13 protein-coding genes, 1 pseudogene and 1 riboswitch are annotated in these 17,543 nt (G+C 43.5%); of the genes and pseudogenes, 6 read left to right on the forward strand and 8 right to left on the reverse strand.

Translation table 11 applies throughout. The annotated features are described in order from the left end of the window. Positions 1-104: 104 nt before the first annotated feature. Complete coding sequence (locus BJP37_RS43155) at positions 105-230, reverse strand: hypothetical protein (RefSeq protein ID WP_269086927.1); 126 nt, start codon at positions 228-230, stop codon at positions 105-107. A gap of 359 nt (positions 231-589) precedes the next feature. Here BJP37_RS43155 and BJP37_RS01055 point away from each other — a divergent pair, with 359 nt between their 5' ends. The 4 genes from BJP37_RS01055 to BJP37_RS01070 all read left to right on the forward strand — a co-directional run bounded on the left by BJP37_RS01055 (position 590) and on the right by BJP37_RS01070 (position 8,539). Further along, positions 590-3,958: a PAS domain S-box protein gene (locus BJP37_RS01055; protein ID WP_075895796.1), complete on the forward strand. Its 3,369-nt coding sequence runs from the start codon at positions 590-592 to the stop codon at positions 3,956-3,958. 311 nt (positions 3,959-4,269) lie between these two features. Further along, the gene (locus BJP37_RS01060; RefSeq protein WP_075895798.1) at positions 4,270-5,760 is read left to right on the forward strand and encodes a response regulator; all 1,491 of its coding nucleotides are present in this window, start codon (positions 4,270-4,272) and stop codon (positions 5,758-5,760) included. A 548-nt stretch (positions 5,761-6,308) separates the two neighbouring features. Then, complete coding sequence (locus BJP37_RS01065; protein WP_070396425.1) at positions 6,309-6,704, forward strand: response regulator; 396 nt, start codon at positions 6,309-6,311, stop codon at positions 6,702-6,704. After that, complete coding sequence (locus BJP37_RS01070; RefSeq protein WP_075895800.1) at positions 6,701-8,539, forward strand: ATP-binding protein; 1,839 nt, start codon at positions 6,701-6,703, stop codon at positions 8,537-8,539. The genes BJP37_RS01065 and BJP37_RS01070 overlap by 4 nt, the downstream gene beginning before the upstream one ends. A gap of 141 nt (positions 8,540-8,680) precedes the next feature. Here the strand turns inward: BJP37_RS01070 and BJP37_RS44480 are convergent. The 5 genes and pseudogenes from BJP37_RS44480 to BJP37_RS01090 all read right to left on the reverse strand — a co-directional run. Next, positions 8,681-8,776: pseudogene (locus BJP37_RS44480) on the reverse strand (zf-TFIIB domain-containing protein); the annotation flags it as partial. 3 nt (positions 8,777-8,779) lie between these two features. Next, entirely contained in the window at positions 8,780-9,052 is a 273-nt protein-coding gene (locus BJP37_RS01075) for a TFIIB-type zinc ribbon-containing protein (protein ID WP_229415146.1), read from the reverse strand. A gap of 214 nt (positions 9,053-9,266) precedes the next feature. Continuing rightward, a complete protein-coding gene (locus tag BJP37_RS01080; RefSeq protein WP_075895802.1) occupies positions 9,267-10,817 on the reverse strand; it encodes an L-lactate permease in 1,551 nt (516 codons plus the stop codon). A 27-nt stretch (positions 10,818-10,844) separates the two neighbouring features. Then, a complete protein-coding gene (gene cysE, locus BJP37_RS01085; protein WP_075905638.1) occupies positions 10,845-11,579 on the reverse strand; it encodes a serine O-acetyltransferase in 735 nt (244 codons plus the stop codon). Positions 11,580-11,906: 327 nt separating this feature from the next. After that, entirely contained in the window at positions 11,907-12,623 is a 717-nt protein-coding gene (locus BJP37_RS01090) for an iron-containing redox enzyme family protein (RefSeq protein ID WP_143727410.1), read from the reverse strand. Between the two features lie 247 nt (positions 12,624-12,870). On the opposite strand from BJP37_RS01090, the gene BJP37_RS38155 reads away from it, so the two are divergent. Continuing rightward, a complete protein-coding gene (locus BJP37_RS38155; RefSeq protein ID WP_158069342.1) occupies positions 12,871-13,023 on the forward strand; it encodes a hypothetical protein in 153 nt (50 codons plus the stop codon). A gap of 87 nt (positions 13,024-13,110) precedes the next feature. Here the strand turns inward: BJP37_RS38155 and thiC are convergent, their stop codons facing one another. Further along, positions 13,111-14,484: a phosphomethylpyrimidine synthase gene (thiC, locus tag BJP37_RS01095; RefSeq protein WP_075895806.1), complete on the reverse strand. Its 1,374-nt coding sequence runs from the start codon at positions 14,482-14,484 to the stop codon at positions 13,111-13,113. Between the two features lie 6 nt (positions 14,485-14,490). Beyond that, positions 14,491-14,587, reverse strand: a riboswitch (TPP riboswitch). 287 nt (positions 14,588-14,874) lie between these two features. Then, entirely contained in the window at positions 14,875-16,716 is a 1,842-nt protein-coding gene (gene ftsH3, locus BJP37_RS01100) for an ATP-dependent zinc metalloprotease FtsH3 (protein WP_070390739.1), read from the reverse strand. Positions 16,717-16,960: 244 nt separating this feature from the next. Here ftsH3 and BJP37_RS01105 point away from each other — a divergent pair, with 244 nt between their 5' ends. After that, on the forward strand, positions 16,961-17,515 hold the full coding sequence (locus BJP37_RS01105) for a 1,2-dihydroxy-3-keto-5-methylthiopentene dioxygenase (RefSeq protein WP_075895808.1): 555 nt from the start codon (positions 16,961-16,963) through the stop codon (positions 17,513-17,515). Positions 17,516-17,543: the final 28 nt, after the last annotated feature.

Consider the following 17,543-nt stretch of genomic DNA (forward strand, 5'->3'; position numbering starts at 1 on the left):
AAAACAAGTTGAAATCCTGGAAACATCTGATGATAAATTAATCCCATTTAGCCAAAATCTCCGTCAATTATCCGAAGACTTTAAACTCAAAAAAATTCGACAGTTTATTCAGCAATATAGGGATAAATAATTATTACAGCAAAGGGAGCAGGGAGTAGGGAGTAGGGAGTAGGGAGTAGGGAGTAGGGAGTAGGGAGTAGGAAAGAGGGAAAAAATCCTGTGTAACTCATTAGGCGAAAAAAAGCTATAATTAATTAATTATTTTGTTAATTAAAAAACCATAAAACCAGGCATAAAACTCTATATTGTGTATAGCAATCTGTGTAATAATTTTGATAATTTTTGTTCCCTAGTTCCTAGTCCATGGTCCATGGTCCCTACTCCCTGCTTCCTGTTCCCTTTGCTATAGGATTGATTCATAACTAAATTATACACAATATATATAGTTGCGGCAGCAGAAGTAGTGACTATTTAAAAAAAAAAAAAAAAATACTACAGTTTTTTGGTAATTAAAGGGAACAATTAAAGGGTAACAGTGAACAGAATAATTTTTAAAAACTAGCAAAAACTAAACTAGTTAATCGGAGCAATGAAAACTATCAAAAAAATTAGCCCTATAGCCGAATTAAACTACTTTTTAGCTATTTTTATACCTTTAACGATAGGGATAGGAAGTTTTCTAGTGCTCATGCATCGCACCGAGGTTAAGGTTGACACAACCGAAGTCAACCTTAATGAAATTCGTAATGTTGAGATGGCAGCTCAAGGAGCAGCTAGTGATTTCCATGTCATTGAATCAGACTTGAGATTCCTAGCCAATCAAAATGAGTTACGGGCAATGTTAGATAGCACCAGTGATGCTCCCCAAGAAACTGAAAGGTGGCGCATGGCCCTTACTCAAGAATATCTGATCCTGGTTCGAGAGAAAGGGCTTTATGACCAAATTCGCTTTCTGGATACAACTGGTAAAGAAATTGTTACAGTCAACTTTAACCAAGGTCAGCCGGTTATTGTGCCTGAGGAACAACTGCAAGTCAAGGCAAATCGTTACTGGTTTCAAAAAACCTTAGCTTTGCCAAAGGGAGAAATGTTTGTCTCTCCCCTAGACCTGAATGTCGAAAATGGAAAAATTGAACACCCCCTGAAGCCAGTGATTCGCGTTGGTAGTCCTGTGTTTGACAGTTCTGGTCAGAAACGGGGCATCGTCATAATTAACTATTTTCCTAAACATTTCATCAATAGTTTGGAATCCGAAAATCACACGTCCTTAGGGGAAATGATGCTCTTGAATGGTGAGGGGTTTTGGCTGAAGGGAACCAAGCCAGAGGATGAATGGGGATTCATGTATCCTAACCGCAAAGACCGTACCTTTGCCAAGGGGTTTCCAAAAGAATGGCAACGGATTTCTAAGGCTGATCAGGGGCAATTTGAAACTACTAACGGTAAGTTTACCTTTACCACTGTTCATCCTTTCTACGAGATGCAAACAGGTAAAACTCCTGTACAAAAGCGTTTTTCTGATCCCACTACGATGGATGCTAACTCCGATACCTGGAAAATTGTCACCTACATTTCCCCTAAGGTGATAAATGAACGCTCTCGTGATTCCTGGAAGCCGCTAGGGTGGCTTTATGGTAGTTTAGTGCTGCTAATTGGTATTGGTTCTAGCTTACTAGCACGGGCTAAGATAGAGCATCAGCACGCAGAAGAGGAACTGGGACTGAGTCAGGAACGCTTGCAGCTAGCCTTAGAAGGATCTGGTGATGGACTCTGGGACTGGAACATCACGACTGGAGAGGTTTATTACAGTCCCCGGTGGTTAGAAATGCTGGGCTATGATGTGGATGAGCTACCAGGATACCTCAGCAGTTGGGAAAAGCTGATACATCCAGAGGATAAAGCCTTAGTAAAGTCGTTGCTGAATGCTTGTCTAAAGAACAGTTCGGTTCTCTTGGCCTGTGACCATAGAGTACGAACCAAATCTGGTCAATGGAAATGGATTGCCATTTACGGTAAAGTCGTGGCTCATGATCACAAGGGCAACCCGAAACGAATGGCAGGAACCCATAAAGATATTAGCGATCGCAAACAGGCCGAGGAGGAGCTGCGGCTGAGCAGAGAACGCTTTCGCACGCTCTATGAAAATACACCAGTTATGCTGCATTCGATTGATAGCAATGGTAAATTGCTCAGTGTCAGTAACTACTGGCAAAAGAAGTTAGGCTACGATCGTAATGAAGTTATTGGAAGACAATCAACTGATTTTTTAACAGAATCACGCCAGTACACCCAAGGGGTGTTTCTGCCTAAATGTTTTGAGACAGAAATGTGCTTGGATGTTCCCTATCAGGTGATTTGCAAGAATGGAGAAATCATTGACGTGCTTCTTTCCGCTATTGCTGAACAAGATGAGTTAGGTCAGGTGGTTCGGTCTCTAGCGGTTATGGTTGATGTCACTGCTCGCAACCGAGCGGAAGCCGCACTCCAACATGCTAAAGAGGCTGCGGAAGTCGCCAATCGTGCCAAAAGCGAATTCCTGGCTAACATGAGCCACGAACTAAGAACCCCCCTTAATGGTATCCTCGGCTACACCCAAATCCTCAAAAAGTCCAAAACCATGACCCCTGAGGAACTCAAAGGCGTCCACATCATTCATCAGTGTGGTTCACACCTGTTAACCCTGATTAACGACATTCTAGATCTATCCAAAATTGAAGCCAGGAAAATGGAACTCGTTCCTAGAAATTTTCATTTTTCCTCCTTTCTGGAAAACCTGGTTGACATCTGCAGTATCCGCGCTAATCAGAAGGACATTGTATTTACTTACCAACCCCTTTCTCAACTCCCCAATGGCATCTATGGGGATGAGAAACGCCTACGACAAGTACTGATGAATCTCCTAAGTAATGCCATCAAGTTTACTGACTCTGGGGAAGTAACCTTGAAAGTGAGTGTCCTTGAATCTACCCAAAAGGATATCTCCCCATCACCCTCCTTCACAAGGGAGCTTAACAAAGAAAAAAGGACAAAAATCCGGTTTCAAGTAGAAGATACTGGGATTGGTATAACCCCAGAGCAATTACAAAAGATTTTTTTACCCTTTGAGCAAGTAGGAAATCCCTTTCGCAAAGCAGAAGGGACAGGATTGGGATTAGCGATTACTCAGAAACTCCTGTGTATGATGAACTCTACCTTAGAAGTCAGGAGCCAGCCGGAAATTGGCAGTGTGTTTTGGTTTAATTTGGAGTTGCCAGAAGCCACAGAAAGCTTACATGCCCCCATGGCTTCTCAAACAGGGATCATTGGCTTCAAAGGCCAGGGGCGGAAAATCCTGGTGGTGGATGATAAATGGGAAAATCGCATGGTTTTGGTTAATCTGCTTGCCCCCCTTGGGTTTGAACTGGTGGAGGCCACCAACGGTCAAGAGGGTTTGGAGAAAGCTCAGTGTCAGCCTGAGGTAATTATTACGGACTTGCTCATGCCAGGGATGAATGGTTGGGAATTGATCCGACAGCTGCGAGAATCTCCCCAATTACAGTCAGTAGTGGTGATTGCTTGCTCAGCCAGCGTATTTGATACTCACCAACACAAGAGTATTGAGTCTGGGGCGGACGAGTTTCTGCCCAAGCCAGTAGATTCAGAAAAACTATTCGAGATATTACGGATGCATCTGAGACTGGAATGGGTGTATGAAGGAAAAGAAGAACGAGAAAAGATGATGGCTGAAAACATCTCATGTCAAACTACAGAGATTATCCCTCCCCCAGCTGAAAAACTTGCTCAGCTCTATGATTTGGCCAGAACAGGCTTAATCAGCGAAATTCTAGAACAAGTGGATACTCTGGATAAATCCGATGATAAATTTGCGATTTTTGTCCAACATATCCAGCAATTCGCTCAAGGCTTTCAGGTTAAAAAAATCCAAGATTTCATCAAACAATACCTGGAACGTAATTAGTTAAGAGGTAAGCCTATGGGCTACGCCCACACTACTTGAGGTGCCGTCAGTTAACGCCCTAAGCCCATGCTACCCTTGCCAGGGATCAGCCAATAGCCTACTTTTCGGCTAAGCAAACAGTCATTGATAATGAGAGCAAAGTTTTAGGGGTTAATGGGATTAACATTAATAAAATCCTAGTTTTACGGTTTAACTATTAGAAAGTCATGCTGATAGATTTATGGTTAGGGTTATTAGGAGTTATCAGGATGGTTTAGCAACGATTTATTAATTGGTTACTTGCTTCGACCACTCTATAAAAAGGTGTAACAATGATCAATGGCCAGGATCAACAACTAATATTAATTGTAGATGATATCGCCACCAATTTAGAAGTACTATCCACAACATTGATCAGTGCTGGTTTCAAAGTTGCAGTTGCCACTGATGGCGAAAGCGCCATTGAACAGGTTGACTATAAACCGCCAGATCTGATTGTGTTAGATGTGATGATGCCAGGAATTGATGGATTTGAAACGTGCCATCGGCTGAAGGAAAATCCGTTAACCCGTGAAATTCCTGTGATTTTTATGACAGCCCTGAGCGAGACCGTGAACAAGGTCAAGGGTTTTTCTCTCGGAGCAGTGGACTATCTGACCAAACCGATTCAGTCAGAGGAAGTATTAGCCAGAGTTAGAACCCATTTGCAACTGCAAAGTCAGGCAAAGGCCCTCAAGGAGCAAAATGCCCTTCTTAAAGAGGAAATTGAACAGCTAAGGTCAGCAGAAGCGAGGTGGCAAAACACCCTAGAACAGCTCGAAGCTGCCCAAAGCCAGATAATCGCCCAAGAAAAACTCGCTGCTCTTGGACAACTGGTTGCAGGAATCGCTCACGAAATCAATACTCCCCTCGGAGCAATTCGCTCCTGTGTGGGCAATCTGTCTAACTTCTTCAACGACCACCTCCAGCAATTACCCTCATTTTTTCAAGGACTCTCGCCAGAACGTCAGTCCGATGTGTTGGCCTTACTCCAATACTCCAGCCGACAGAGTACCCCTCTATCTACCCGAGAGCAACGTCAACTCAAACGAAGGTTGAAAAGCCAACTGGAATCCTACGCTATTGATAAAGCAGTCAAGCTAGCCAATTTATTGGCGGGAATTGGGGTTTATGAGGACTTTGAAGAGTTTTTGCCTCTCCTGAAAGACCCAGACAACGAAATGATTTTAACCACTGCCTATCAGTTAGCTAACCTCTATACGAGTACTCGCAACATTACCACTGCCGTGGAACGAGCCACAAAAGTGGTGTTTGCCTTGAAAACTTATGCTCGTTATGACTCTAGTGGGGAAAAGATAGATGCACAGATTACTGATGGCATTGACACGGTCTTGACTCTTTATCATAACCAACTCAAACATGGCGTAGACGTCTACAGAAACTATGACGATTCTTTGCCAGTTATCCGGTGCTATCCTGATGAACTCAATCAAGTCTGGACGAATCTGATTCACAATGCTCTCCAAGCTATGGAGAACAAGGGGACTTTAAGCATTAATGTGAGGCAGCAAGATGACCAAATCAAGGTCAGCATTACTGACACTGGCAAAGGGATTCCTCCTGAAATTCAGCCGAAAATCTTTCAGCCGTTCTTTACCACGAAAGCCGCTGGAGAAGGCAGTGGTTTGGGATTAGATATTGTTAGGAAAATTGTAGAGAAACATCACGGACACATGGAGGTGGAGTCCGTACCTGGTGAAACTACCTTTACAGTTTCCCTACCGATTCAGCAGCCACAGCCGATGGCTGAGGAGGTACATTGAGATGATGAACCTGAAACTGTTATTTGGACAGGATTGCTGGGGAACTTTATAAGTGTAGCTAGTTATAAGTGTAGCTAGTTATAAGTTTAGCTAGTTCATAAACAATGGTCCAAGGAAAAAAAACCCGGTCTAGGCAAGAGCGGGGAGTGTCAAAACTGTGACTAGTTGCAGTCCATGTCATTAAATCATCCATAGTAACCAATAATGATTACACTCCCAGGCTATCGGCTCACTGAGGAAATTTACTAAGCGCCTTAGAACCCTGGTTTATCGAGGGGTGTGTGAGGCTTACCAAAAACTTGTCATCTTCGATCAAGACCGTAAGATTACTTATGCGATTAGCCCGAAGGGCGTTGGCTAGCGAACGCGACCTTGCCTACTCAACCCATCTCGACCGTTTCTCTGACTATTGATAGCCATTTTTCAAAGTAGGACTACAGATGCAGATGGGGAAATCGGGAGATCGCCAGATCGGGAGATGGCCAGATGAAATTGATCTGTAGCCGTAATCGGCCAGAATTGGTATGAATTCAATGAGGGAACTAGTCATGTCTGACGCCGTAATTTTATGTGTTGATGATGAAATATCGATTTTGAAAAGCTTGGAGATGGAACTTCAAGCAGCTTTTGAAGATAAGTATCTCTATGAATTTGCTGAAAGTGCTGATGAAGCTTTGGAAATCATTGATGAACTCTATGATAATGGAGAACAAATTCTGATTATTGTCTCCGATTGGTTAATGCCAGGAATGAAAGGGGATCAATTTCTGATTAATGTCCATCACAAATATCCCGATATTATTAAAGTGATGCTAACGGGACAAGCTGATGAGGAAGCGGTTGAACGGGCGAAACAATATGCTAACTTATATCGATGTTTACATAAACCCTGGAATACTCGGGAATTAATTTTAACAATTCAGGATGCTTTAGTCGAATTATGAATCGAACTGCCATTATCTGTGTTGATGACGAACAAACCATCCTAGATAGCCTGAAAATAGAGCTAGAAACTAGTTTGGGAGATAACTATCTGATTGAAATGACCCAAGGTGGGGAAGAAGCGTTAGAAGTCTTCGAAGAATTAGTAGAGGATGACTATGAAGTTGCCCTGGTTATTTCTGATTACATCATGCCCAATCTGAAAGGGGATGAATTACTCAAACGCATTCATACTATTTCACCCAAAACCCTCAAAATTATGTTGACTGGGCAAGCGGATTTGGAAGCGGTGGGAAATGTGATTAACTATGCTAAATTATATCGTTATATCCCTAAGCCTTGGCAGGCTGACGACCTCAGAATTACTGTAAAAGAGGCATTGTATAGTTATTCTCAGGATAAGGCGCTAGCTGAAAAAAATGCTCAACTCCAGACAATGAATCAAGCGCTAGAAAAATCCAACCGCGAACAAGCTGATTTAATTTCCCAACTCCATGAAAATGAGAATCGCTTGAGGCAGTTCTTAGAAGCCATGCCTGTGGGAGTATGTGTAACTGATGCCAAGGGTAAGCCTTATTTGATCAATAAAGCTGGACAGCAGATTTCAGACAGAGCTATCATAGAGTCAGCTAAAAAGTCACAGTTACAAGACACTTATCAGATTTATCTCGCTGGAACTGAGCAACTTTACCCGAAAGCACAGAATCCGATTTTGAGGGCGTTGCAGGGGGAGAGTGTGGCAGTTGACGATATGGAAATACGCCAACGGGATAAGATGATTCCTGTAGAAGCTTGGGGTACACCGATCTATGATCAAGAGCGAAATGTGGCTTATGCGATCGCAGCCTTTCAAGACATCACCGAACGTAAACGAGCCGAAGCCGAGCGGGAGCGATTACTGGCGGAACTCTCTCAACTGAATCAGGATTTGCAGCAAGCCAATGGGCAACTAGAAGACTATTCCCACAACCTAGAAGAGAAAGTAGAACAAAGAACCGTCGAATTAAAAGCTGCTCAACAGCAGATTGTTGTCCAAGAAAAACTTGCCTCCCTCGGGGCGTTAACCGCAGGTATTGCCCATGAGCTCAGAAATCCTCTCAACTTTGTTAACAACTATGCTGAAGGTTCGGTTGAGCTGGTGGAGGAAGCGATTGAAGAACTTGACAACCAATCTGAACATCTCGATCCAGACGCTCTAGACTATCTCAAAGAGATTTTAACCGACATCAAAGAAAATTCCCTAGCTATCAATAAGCACGGGAACAGAGCCGATAGCATTATTAGCAGTATGATGCTGCACGCACGAACCGAGAGCTCTCAACATCAACTGACTGACCTTAATGAACTTTTAGCCGAAGCAGTACAGTTGGTGTATCACAGCAAGCGAGCCTCTGACAATCGCTTCAATATTATCATTGACACAGATTACGATAACTCTATTGAACCATTAGAGCTAGTATCAAATGATCTTAGCCGCGCCTTCATTAACCTACTTGACAACAGTTGCTATGCGGTTCAAGCCAAACAGCAATCTTATCAGTCAGATCCAGATCAGGTGGAGAAAGCCTTTACCGCGACATTGCGGGTCAAAACCCAAAATCTGGAGCAGATGGTAGAAATCCGCATCCGTGACAATGGTATAGGGATACCACCGGAGATTAAAGATAAAATTTTCCATCCTTTCTTTACCACTAAACCCACTGGAGAAGGAACAGGATTAGGATTATCAATGACCCATGATATCATCGTCGGTCAGCATGGAGGAACCTTGAAGCTGGAAACTGAAGTGGGAGCGTATAGTGAATTTATCATCACTTTACCGAAACCAGCCCAATAGAGTTGATCATTTCGGACTTGAGCATCTCGAACCTGCTTGATCAGGGAAATTAGCATCGTGGTCAAGCTACTACCTTTTCCCATAGGTTTTCCCAGTGGCAGCCAATTAATTTAAATTTTAAATTGCTAATTAGGCTATTAATTAGCTAAAAATATCCTTAAAAAAGTCTGCTATTCCCTCTTCCTTATAATCCTTAAATTCACCAGCATCAAACCATATACCATAGCATACCGGGCATTTTTAATACCGAATATGAGTCTGTTTTATATCAACCATTTTGGTCAGTTTTGTCTGGCATTTCGGGCAATTAATATCTCTAATTTCATTAAAGTTCCTCCCTGTTTTAGGGTCACCTGTATCTATAATCTCGGAGCCTTTTATGTCCTTCAACAGTTGAGCTTCCATGGAATCAAACCAGATCCCTTGACAGCTGCTGCAGCGGTCTACAGGAATCGTTGAATACACAACTGCTTCTAAGGTTCCTTCACATTTAGGGCATTTCAGCTGGGTCATTTGGCTACACCATCTCTAGGATTTACATATCATAGTCGGTAGCCAGACATAATTCAAGTTGACTGTTCAGACCAGGGAACTTCGGATGGGTGATCGGGTATCTTGGAACAGAAAGGGTTTGAGCAACTTTAATTTTCTTAATCAAGAGAACATAATTAACATAATTTATGTTCAGTGATTTATTTGATACTTACTCTATCTAAAAATAGAGATTTTATGGTAAAGCCAAAACCAGAAGTGACATAATAACTGCCACTGCTCCTAGAACAACTAGTCCCATCTGCCGGAGCAAAAAGACTTCAGCTCCAGACCACCCAACAGCAGTGGCAGCAATAATAGCGCGAGCAGGTGAAATCATCGTGGCGTGGGCGCTAGCTCCATTCTGAGCTCCCATCAGCCACTCTAGTGGTAAGCCAGACTGAATGCTTACCTCTTGTTGTAATTGGGAAAGCAGGGCATTACTCGCAGTACTTGAACCAGTAATCCAGCCTCCTAGAGCAGCTAACCAAGGTGCAACCCATATATACTTGTCACCAAGTGTTGCTGCGGCCATGCCTAGACTAGCTATCATGCCACTGGCTTGCATAACTTGAGAGGCTGCTAGAAAACAGGCGAGTGCGATGGCTCCAGGGATAAATTGTTGCCAAGCTTGTATTGTTATCACTTGCAGTTTGTGTACGACTGTTCCCAAAATTGTGACTGTAGCCAAAGCTGTCAAAAGTAAATAAAAGCCTGGGTTGTAAAGCAGGGGTAGATTTAGATTGATGGCAGCTATGGATATCACAAAATGGCTCTTCAGCAAAATTTTTAGAGGAACAACTAAGCGAGAGATCAGCAGAATTGCTGTCAGAATTCCGTAGGGAGCTATTACCTGCCAGAGGGATACTTTAGTAATACCATACTCAGCCGAATCATGAGCCGTTTTTTCGGAACTATTACGGGCAGTGTTGACTAGATTTACTGTTCTTTTTCGTTTTGCCTTATGAAATAGTTTATGAAATAGTTTTCGGTTTGCCCACACCACTAAGAATGACATTACCAGTGTGCTGCCAAGTACACCGGCCAGTTCAACCCCAGGAATCCAACTGAACCCCCAAACTCCTATGGTAAGAAGCACTCCGGCAGCGATCGCTTCTGGCCATCGGCGTTGCACGGATTTCTTTCCGCCACTCACTGCTAGTGCCACTAGTCCGTAAACTACGGGCAGAGGAGCAGTCAAAAGAGCAGTAGTCGAACCTAGAATACTAGGATCTAGATTAGTTATTTCCGCTCCAAGAACTGTACCTATCGCTAATCCTCCCCAAGGTACAGCCATTTGACCCAAAATACCCAGTATAGCTGACTGAGCAGAACTATAACCTAGTGCGAGAAACAGTGGAATTACTAAAATGGTACCAACTCCAAATCCACTAACTGACTCGGCAAAAGGAGCGAACCCAATCACTAGCAGCAACACCTGTAAGTCTCGCTCAGGAACTAAGCGAGCAATACCCCGTCCTAAAAGGCTCATACCATCTACAGACTTGAGCAGATAGTAAAGTAGCAAACTGGGAAATAGCACATAGAAAACTGATAGTGATGTCGCAAGTCCCTTGACCAAAGCAAGTAGTAATTGCCCAGGAAACAAACGAAAAACAGGAAATAGTAGTGTTGATCCGATAGCAGCTATCAAAGTAGCAAGTCCTGCCTGTTGGCTTGGTCGCTGCAATACCACTAGCATTACTATGGCTACCCACAGGGGCATAGTAGCAATAATGATTTCCAAGACATTTGTCTCCTGTATTAACAATAGTTAATCCACTTTTGCTAGCTGACGGCTATCTAAATTAGTATTGTGAGATAAGTTGATAGCTGGAGCTTGACACAACAGCTTTTCGGTGAAATGCATTTCTCTACACTGCTGTAATTGGTTTAGTTTGATTTCCAACTCATCTATCCTTTGGATAAGTTTATCAACCACATTAGCTACTGGATCCGGGATGTTACTGTGAGCAAGTGGACTAATCGGTTTGGCGAATTGCCTAACTATTCGTCCCGGAATCCCAACGACAGTGCAGTCACTAGGAACAGAGCGTAAAACTACTGAGCCTGCTCCAATACGGCTATTGTTACCAATTTCAATGTCCCCAAGAATTTTTGCTCCTGCTCCGACGATTACATTTTTTCCCACAGTAGGATGACGTTTACCTTGTTGTTTGCCAGTGCCACCTAAAGTAACGCCTTGATAAATTAAGGTTCCATCTCCAACGATGGCGGTTTGCCCAATTACTACACCTGTACCGTGATCAATAAATATGCCCCGACCAAGGGTAGCACCTGGATGAATATCAATTCCTGTTAGCCAACGGACAATGTAGGATACTAAGCGAGACAGCCAAAATAAACGGTGGCGATATAAGATATGAGCAAAGCGATGAACCGTAACTGCCTGTAAGCCTGGATAGCAAGTTAACACCTCAAGCCAAGAGCATGCAGCAGGATCTTTCTCAAACACAGCCTCAAAATCTGCTCGAATAGAATCCCACAAGCCTAATGTAGATGAAGCTGTGGTTTGGCCATGTTTCTCCAAAGCTTCAAGAGAATGCTTCATTTCTGATTTTTGTTTCATTTTGAGTCAAAATAATATAGCAGTTAGCAGTGAGCTATCAGGCATCGGCTTTTTTGCTTTTCCTTGTCCTGTGTGTCGTTCATGGTTTTCAGATGTACCTGATTAAATTGCCAACTGCTATAATAAATATCGGGTCAATTTGTGATGATTCGATATTTATTATAGCAGTAGAGTGATTTGATTGATGAACTCTACTTACTTCTATGCCACTCAGTTATTCACTCAGTTATTCACTCAATTATTCACTCAATTTACAGCTGCCATCTGCTTAGTCATGGCTAATTTGTAGTTATTCGTCCAAAATGTATCCCAATTATGTTTGGCTTTCTGATAGCCAGCGGTTAAATCATCTACGGTAGATGGATCGGCATCAACTATCTCATTAATGGCATCTCTGACCTTTTGACGATGGATAATATCAGCTTCGCCAACATGAAAGTTCCAAAAATCCCAATCAATGGTGTGTTTGTTTTCTTTTATGTATGGGTTTTTGACAAGATATTTGTACATAGTAGACAGATAAACTTGGCAAAGACACTCTCCACCCATGCCACATAATCCAATCACATAGGTGGTAGGCTTGTTTAACGTTAATTGCTTAATCTCATCAAGCAAAATTTTATTTTCTTCGCTAAGACAGTTTTCAAATAAATCTTGATTTATACCAATACTTAACAGATACTTATCCCATAGTTGGAGATGATTATTCTCATGATCTCCTTCACCTAACTCTTCTGCTAGTATTTCAGCGGTTAAGCTTTTAAATTTTCCGTAAGGAGCTTTGGAAATTAGAATTGCCAGATTATCAGGAAACTGTTTGGTAAAATGACGGTACTGGATACATATCTGCTGTAAAGCGTCCAGTGGGGCATGTTGTAAATATTGCAGTTTCTTATCAGCTAGATATTCAGCTTCCAGTCGAGAATGATCTGCCATAGTCCAAAATTGATCACGAGTTGTCATTTTTTTATCCTTTGTGTGTTTTATCTTAGCTCTATCACTACCATCATTCGCTAATCTGAAAATCACCTGAGTTTTCTCTTAAATCAACTGGTTAATCAGCTGTGAAGCATCTAATTTTAGGAGATGCGTTATAATTATCGAGTTTATATGAAATAGCTTCATAACTTCTACATATAGTGATTTTATAAATACGCGATCATGTATTTACAAATAATGGTGAGCTGATAATTGCTAAAAGCTGTGTAACTTGGCTTTTATATTGCTTCTTGCCTATTCCCTATTCCCGATTGCGTATTCCTTATTGCGTATTCCCTATTTCCTATTTGGTATTTCCTATTCCCGATTCCCGATTCCCGATTCCCGATTCCCGATTCCCGATTCCCAGCCCGTAGCGCTCTAATAGGTAAGTGGCAGTAAAAGTCAAAAAAAACCCGGCTTCTGCTCAGAAACCGGTTTTTTTAAAAGGTTTAGTTGATTGATGATTAAATTAACCTTGATGGGCAGGTTCTTTCGCCAAGAACTTCTCTAGTTCAGTCAAGGCATCAGCATCAACTTTAGTTTGCATGGGACAGAACTTTGGTCCACACATGGAACAAAACTCTGCTGTCTTATAAATATCTGCTGGCAGGGTTTCATCATGGTATTCCCGAGCTCGTTCGGGGTCAAGGGAAAGTTCAAACTGGCGGTTCCAGTCGAAGTTGTAGCGAGCAATGGAGAGTTGATCATCCCGGTCTCGTGCTCCTGGACGATGCCTGGCAATATCCGCCGCATGAGCAGCAATTTTGTAGGCAATCAAGCCATTGCGCACATCCTCAGCATCGGGCAGTCCCAAATGTTCTTTCGGGGTTACATAGCAAAGCATGGCGGTACCGTACCAGCCAGCCAAAGCTGCACCAATGGCGGAGGTGATATGGTCATATCCAGGAGCAATGTCTGTCACGAGTGGTCCTAGAACATAGAAAGGTGCTTCTGAACACTCTTCCATCTGCTTTTTGACATTGAACTCAATTTGATCCATTGGCACATGACCAGGTCCTTCTACCATCACCTGTACATCATGTTCCCAAGCACGACGAGTCAACTGCCCCAATGTTTTCAATTCTGCTAACTGCGCTTGATCAGATGCATCATGGGTACAGCCAGGACGCAGGGAATCCCCTAAGCTGAAGGAGACATCGTATTTCTTGAAAATCTCGATAATGTCGTCAAAGTGGGTATAGAGGGGATTTTGCTTGTGGTGATGGAGCATCCACTTGGCTAGGATACCACCACCACGAGAAACAATGCCGGTTAGTCGGTTTCTGACCAAAGGCAGATGTTCGATTAAGATGCCAGCGTGGATGGTTTGATAGTCAACTCCTTGTTGAGCGTGCTTTTCAATGATGTGGAGAAAGTCATCGGCAGTAAGGTTCTCGACTTTGCCGTGGACACTCTCCAAGGTTTGGTAAACTGGTACCGTGCCAATGGGTACAGGTGAGGCATTAATGATGGCGGAACGAATCTCATCCAAGTTGCCACCACCTGTAGACAAGTCCATTACGGTATCGGCCCCGTACTTCACGGCCAAGTTAACCTTCTCTAGCTCTTCATCAAGATTAGAAGAGTTGGGGGAGGCACCGATATTGGCATTCACCTTACATTTGGAGGCGATACCAATACACATTGGCTCTAGGTTAGTGTGGTTGATATTGGCGGGGATAATCATTCGCCCCCGTGCCACTTCATCTTTGATCAGCTCAACGGGAAGGTTTTCCCGCTGGGCTACGTAGTGCATCTCTTCTGTCAGAAGACCCTGGCGAGCATAGTACATTTGAGTCACATTGCTCTGACCACGGCGCTTGGCAACCCATTCAATACGCATATTTAATTTCCTCGATGACAGCTTCCCTCCGCCGGTATTAACCGGACTCAGGTTCTAAGGGTGTAATCTCAGCCTGGTTGCTCAGGCACCCCTAGCTTTGGTTTGATTATACTATCACAAATAAAATCAGTCGGATTATAGGATCGCCCTCCTTGGGATTGATTCACAAGTGGGTAATCTATAGAATTCAAGATTATTGAGATTAGCTTATGGAATTTTTAACAGGAATAGTTATATCGTTATGCTTGTTTAAGATTTAATCTCAAAATAATACAGGACAGTGCTTAGTTACACTGTCCTGTTACGGTATCCTGTTACGGATGATTAATAGCTAGAGGCTATTGTATTCACCATTGTATTTACCTAGGTGATTGCCCAAATCGCCTTGTGTTAAAGAGCGATCGCAGCCATCTTGACATCGTTAGTGCTTAGAATCTCTTGGAGTTCCTCAGCATCTACGGTTTCTTTATCAATCAGCATTTCAGCAAGCTTATCGAGGATGTGCTTATTGCCAAGAATTACATTCTTAGCCCGTTCGTAGGCTTCATCAACTAGCTTGCGAACTTCTTCATCAATGGTTGATGCTGTGGCATCTGAGAAATCCCGGTCTGAGGCAATATCCCGACCTAGGAACATACTGCCATTCTGCCGTCCTAGGGCTACTGGGCCAAGGCGATCGCTCATACCATAGCGCATCACCATCTGCCGTGCCACCCGAGTCACCTGTTGCAAGTCATTGGAAGCACCTGTGGTCACTTCTTCTTCACCGAAGATAATTTCTTCAGCAATCCGACCACCTAAGGCCACTGCCATCTGATTTTGCAGGTAAGAGCGGGAAAACATGCCTGAATCCATCCGGTCTTCGCTAGGGGTGAACCAAGTCAAACCACCAGCACGACCCCGAGGAATAATGCTAATTTTCTGCACTGGGTCATAATCGGGCATTAAGGCACCCACAAGGGCGTGACCTGCTTCGTGAAACGCTACGAGGGTTTTGCGTTTCTCGCTCATTACCCGGTCTTTCTTCTCTGGCCCTGCAAGCACCCGGTCAATGGCATCATTCACCTCATCCATCGAGATTTCGGTTAAGTTGCGACGGGCTGCCAAAATTGCTGCTTCATTGAGCAAGTTGGATAAATCTGCTCCGGTGAAACCAGGGGTCCGACGGGCAATCTTCTCGAGATCCACATCTTTGGCCAGGGTTTTCCCACGAGCATGAACGTTGAGAATTTCCAAACGTCCGGAATAATCAGGACGGTCTACTACTACCTGTCGATCAAAACGACCAGGGCGTAGTAGGGCAGCATCAAGAACATCTGGGCGGTTGGTAGCAGCAATAATGATAATACCGGTATTACCTTCAAACCCATCCATTTCAGTCAGCAACTGGTTGAGGGTTTGCTCCCGTTCATCATTACCACCGCCTAAACCTGCACCCCGCTGACGTCCCACAGCATCGATTTCATCAATGAATACAATACATGGAGCATTGTTTTTGGCTTGCTCAAATAGGTCTCGCACCCGAGAAGCACCAACCCCTACGAACATCTCGACAAACTCAGAACCAGAGATGGAGAAAAACGGAACACCTGCTTCCCCAGCTACTGCACGAGCTAAGAGAGTTTTACCGGTTCCTGGAGGTCCCACGAGCAGGACTCCCTTGGGAATTTTAGCCCCAATAGCAGTGAAGCGGTCAGCATTTTTGAGGAAGTCTACTACTTCGTTAAGCTCTAGCTTGGCTTGCTCAATACCCGCCACATCCCCAAAGGTTACCTGAGTTTGGGGTTCCATTTGGACTCTAGCCTTGGACTTGCCAAAGTTCATGGCTTGAGAACCTGGGCCATTCTGGGCACGCCGCAGTAATAGAAACAATCCCACCAAGAGCAGAATCGGGAAGAAGAAGCTGCTTAAGGTCTTGAACCAGAAACCTTCATCACTCTGGGGTAGAACTGAAATATCTACACCGTTATTATTCAGAAGGTTGATTAGTTGTGGGTCATTGGGGAGATTGACCTCTACCTGACGACCATCTTGAGCGATTGCGATCGCTTTACTGCGGTCAGCACTGATTCTAACGGTTTCCACCTTGCCGCTCTCGACTTGGCTAATCAGCTGGTCGTACCGCCACGTATCTCGACTTGGGGACGGTTTGTCCAAAAATGCTGTACCAAGGGCGATCACCACTATGGCTAGGAGTGCATACAGCCCTGCGTTTCTCCACTTTTTATTCACTCGTTGTTACCTCCATAGATTCGAGGATGTGGCAAATATAGAATTTAGCTTCTTATATTAATTTATGTTAACCTTTCTGAGGAAAACTGGGTGAACTTTATTCTAAAACAGCCTTTCTGGAAGCGTTTTATGCCTTTTGATACCTAATAATACTGTTTGGATGGCTGGTGTGGGTTGACCTAGATGAATGCTTAATATTATAATATGGGGCTTTGGAGATCGAACAGCCAACAGGAGGTACATGATGGCGGTTTTACGACTTGAAGATGGTAAAACTTATACCGAGCTCAGTGATATTGCCCAAGAATTAGCGCCTCTGAAGGTTCAGCTAAATCACTGGTCTGTAGGGGAGAACCCAGAAATTCACAGCCTTCTAGAGCAAGACACCCTTAGTGATATTGAAAAGGAAACATTACTCCAAGCTTTAGATAGCTACTTTGAACAACTTAAGGAAACCGCTGGCTATCAATCCCGTGACTTAATCGTTCTTTACCCAGACATACCTAATCTTGATGCCCTCCTTTCCAAATTTAAGGATTGTCACTACCATACTGACGATGAAGTGCGCTACATAGTTGCTGGAGAAGGGGTTTTTGGGTTTGTACGTCCTGATGGCAGCCAAATGGAGTTGACTGTGCAGCCTGAGGAGTACATTAATGTGCCAGCTAATACTGAACATTGGTTTTATCTGACACCATCACGACGGGTTAAAGCTGTGCGCTACTTTATCACTACTGAAGGCTGGGTTCCGGAATACACGGGTACGGAAATTCGGATGAAGCCGTTAGTAGCTGTTTGAGAATATCCCAGTTCATAACTTAATTAAA

It is taken from the genome of Moorena bouillonii PNG, from assembly GCF_001942495.1.
Classification (GTDB): Bacteria; Cyanobacteriota; Cyanobacteriia; order Cyanobacteriales; family Coleofasciculaceae; genus Moorena; species Moorena bouillonii.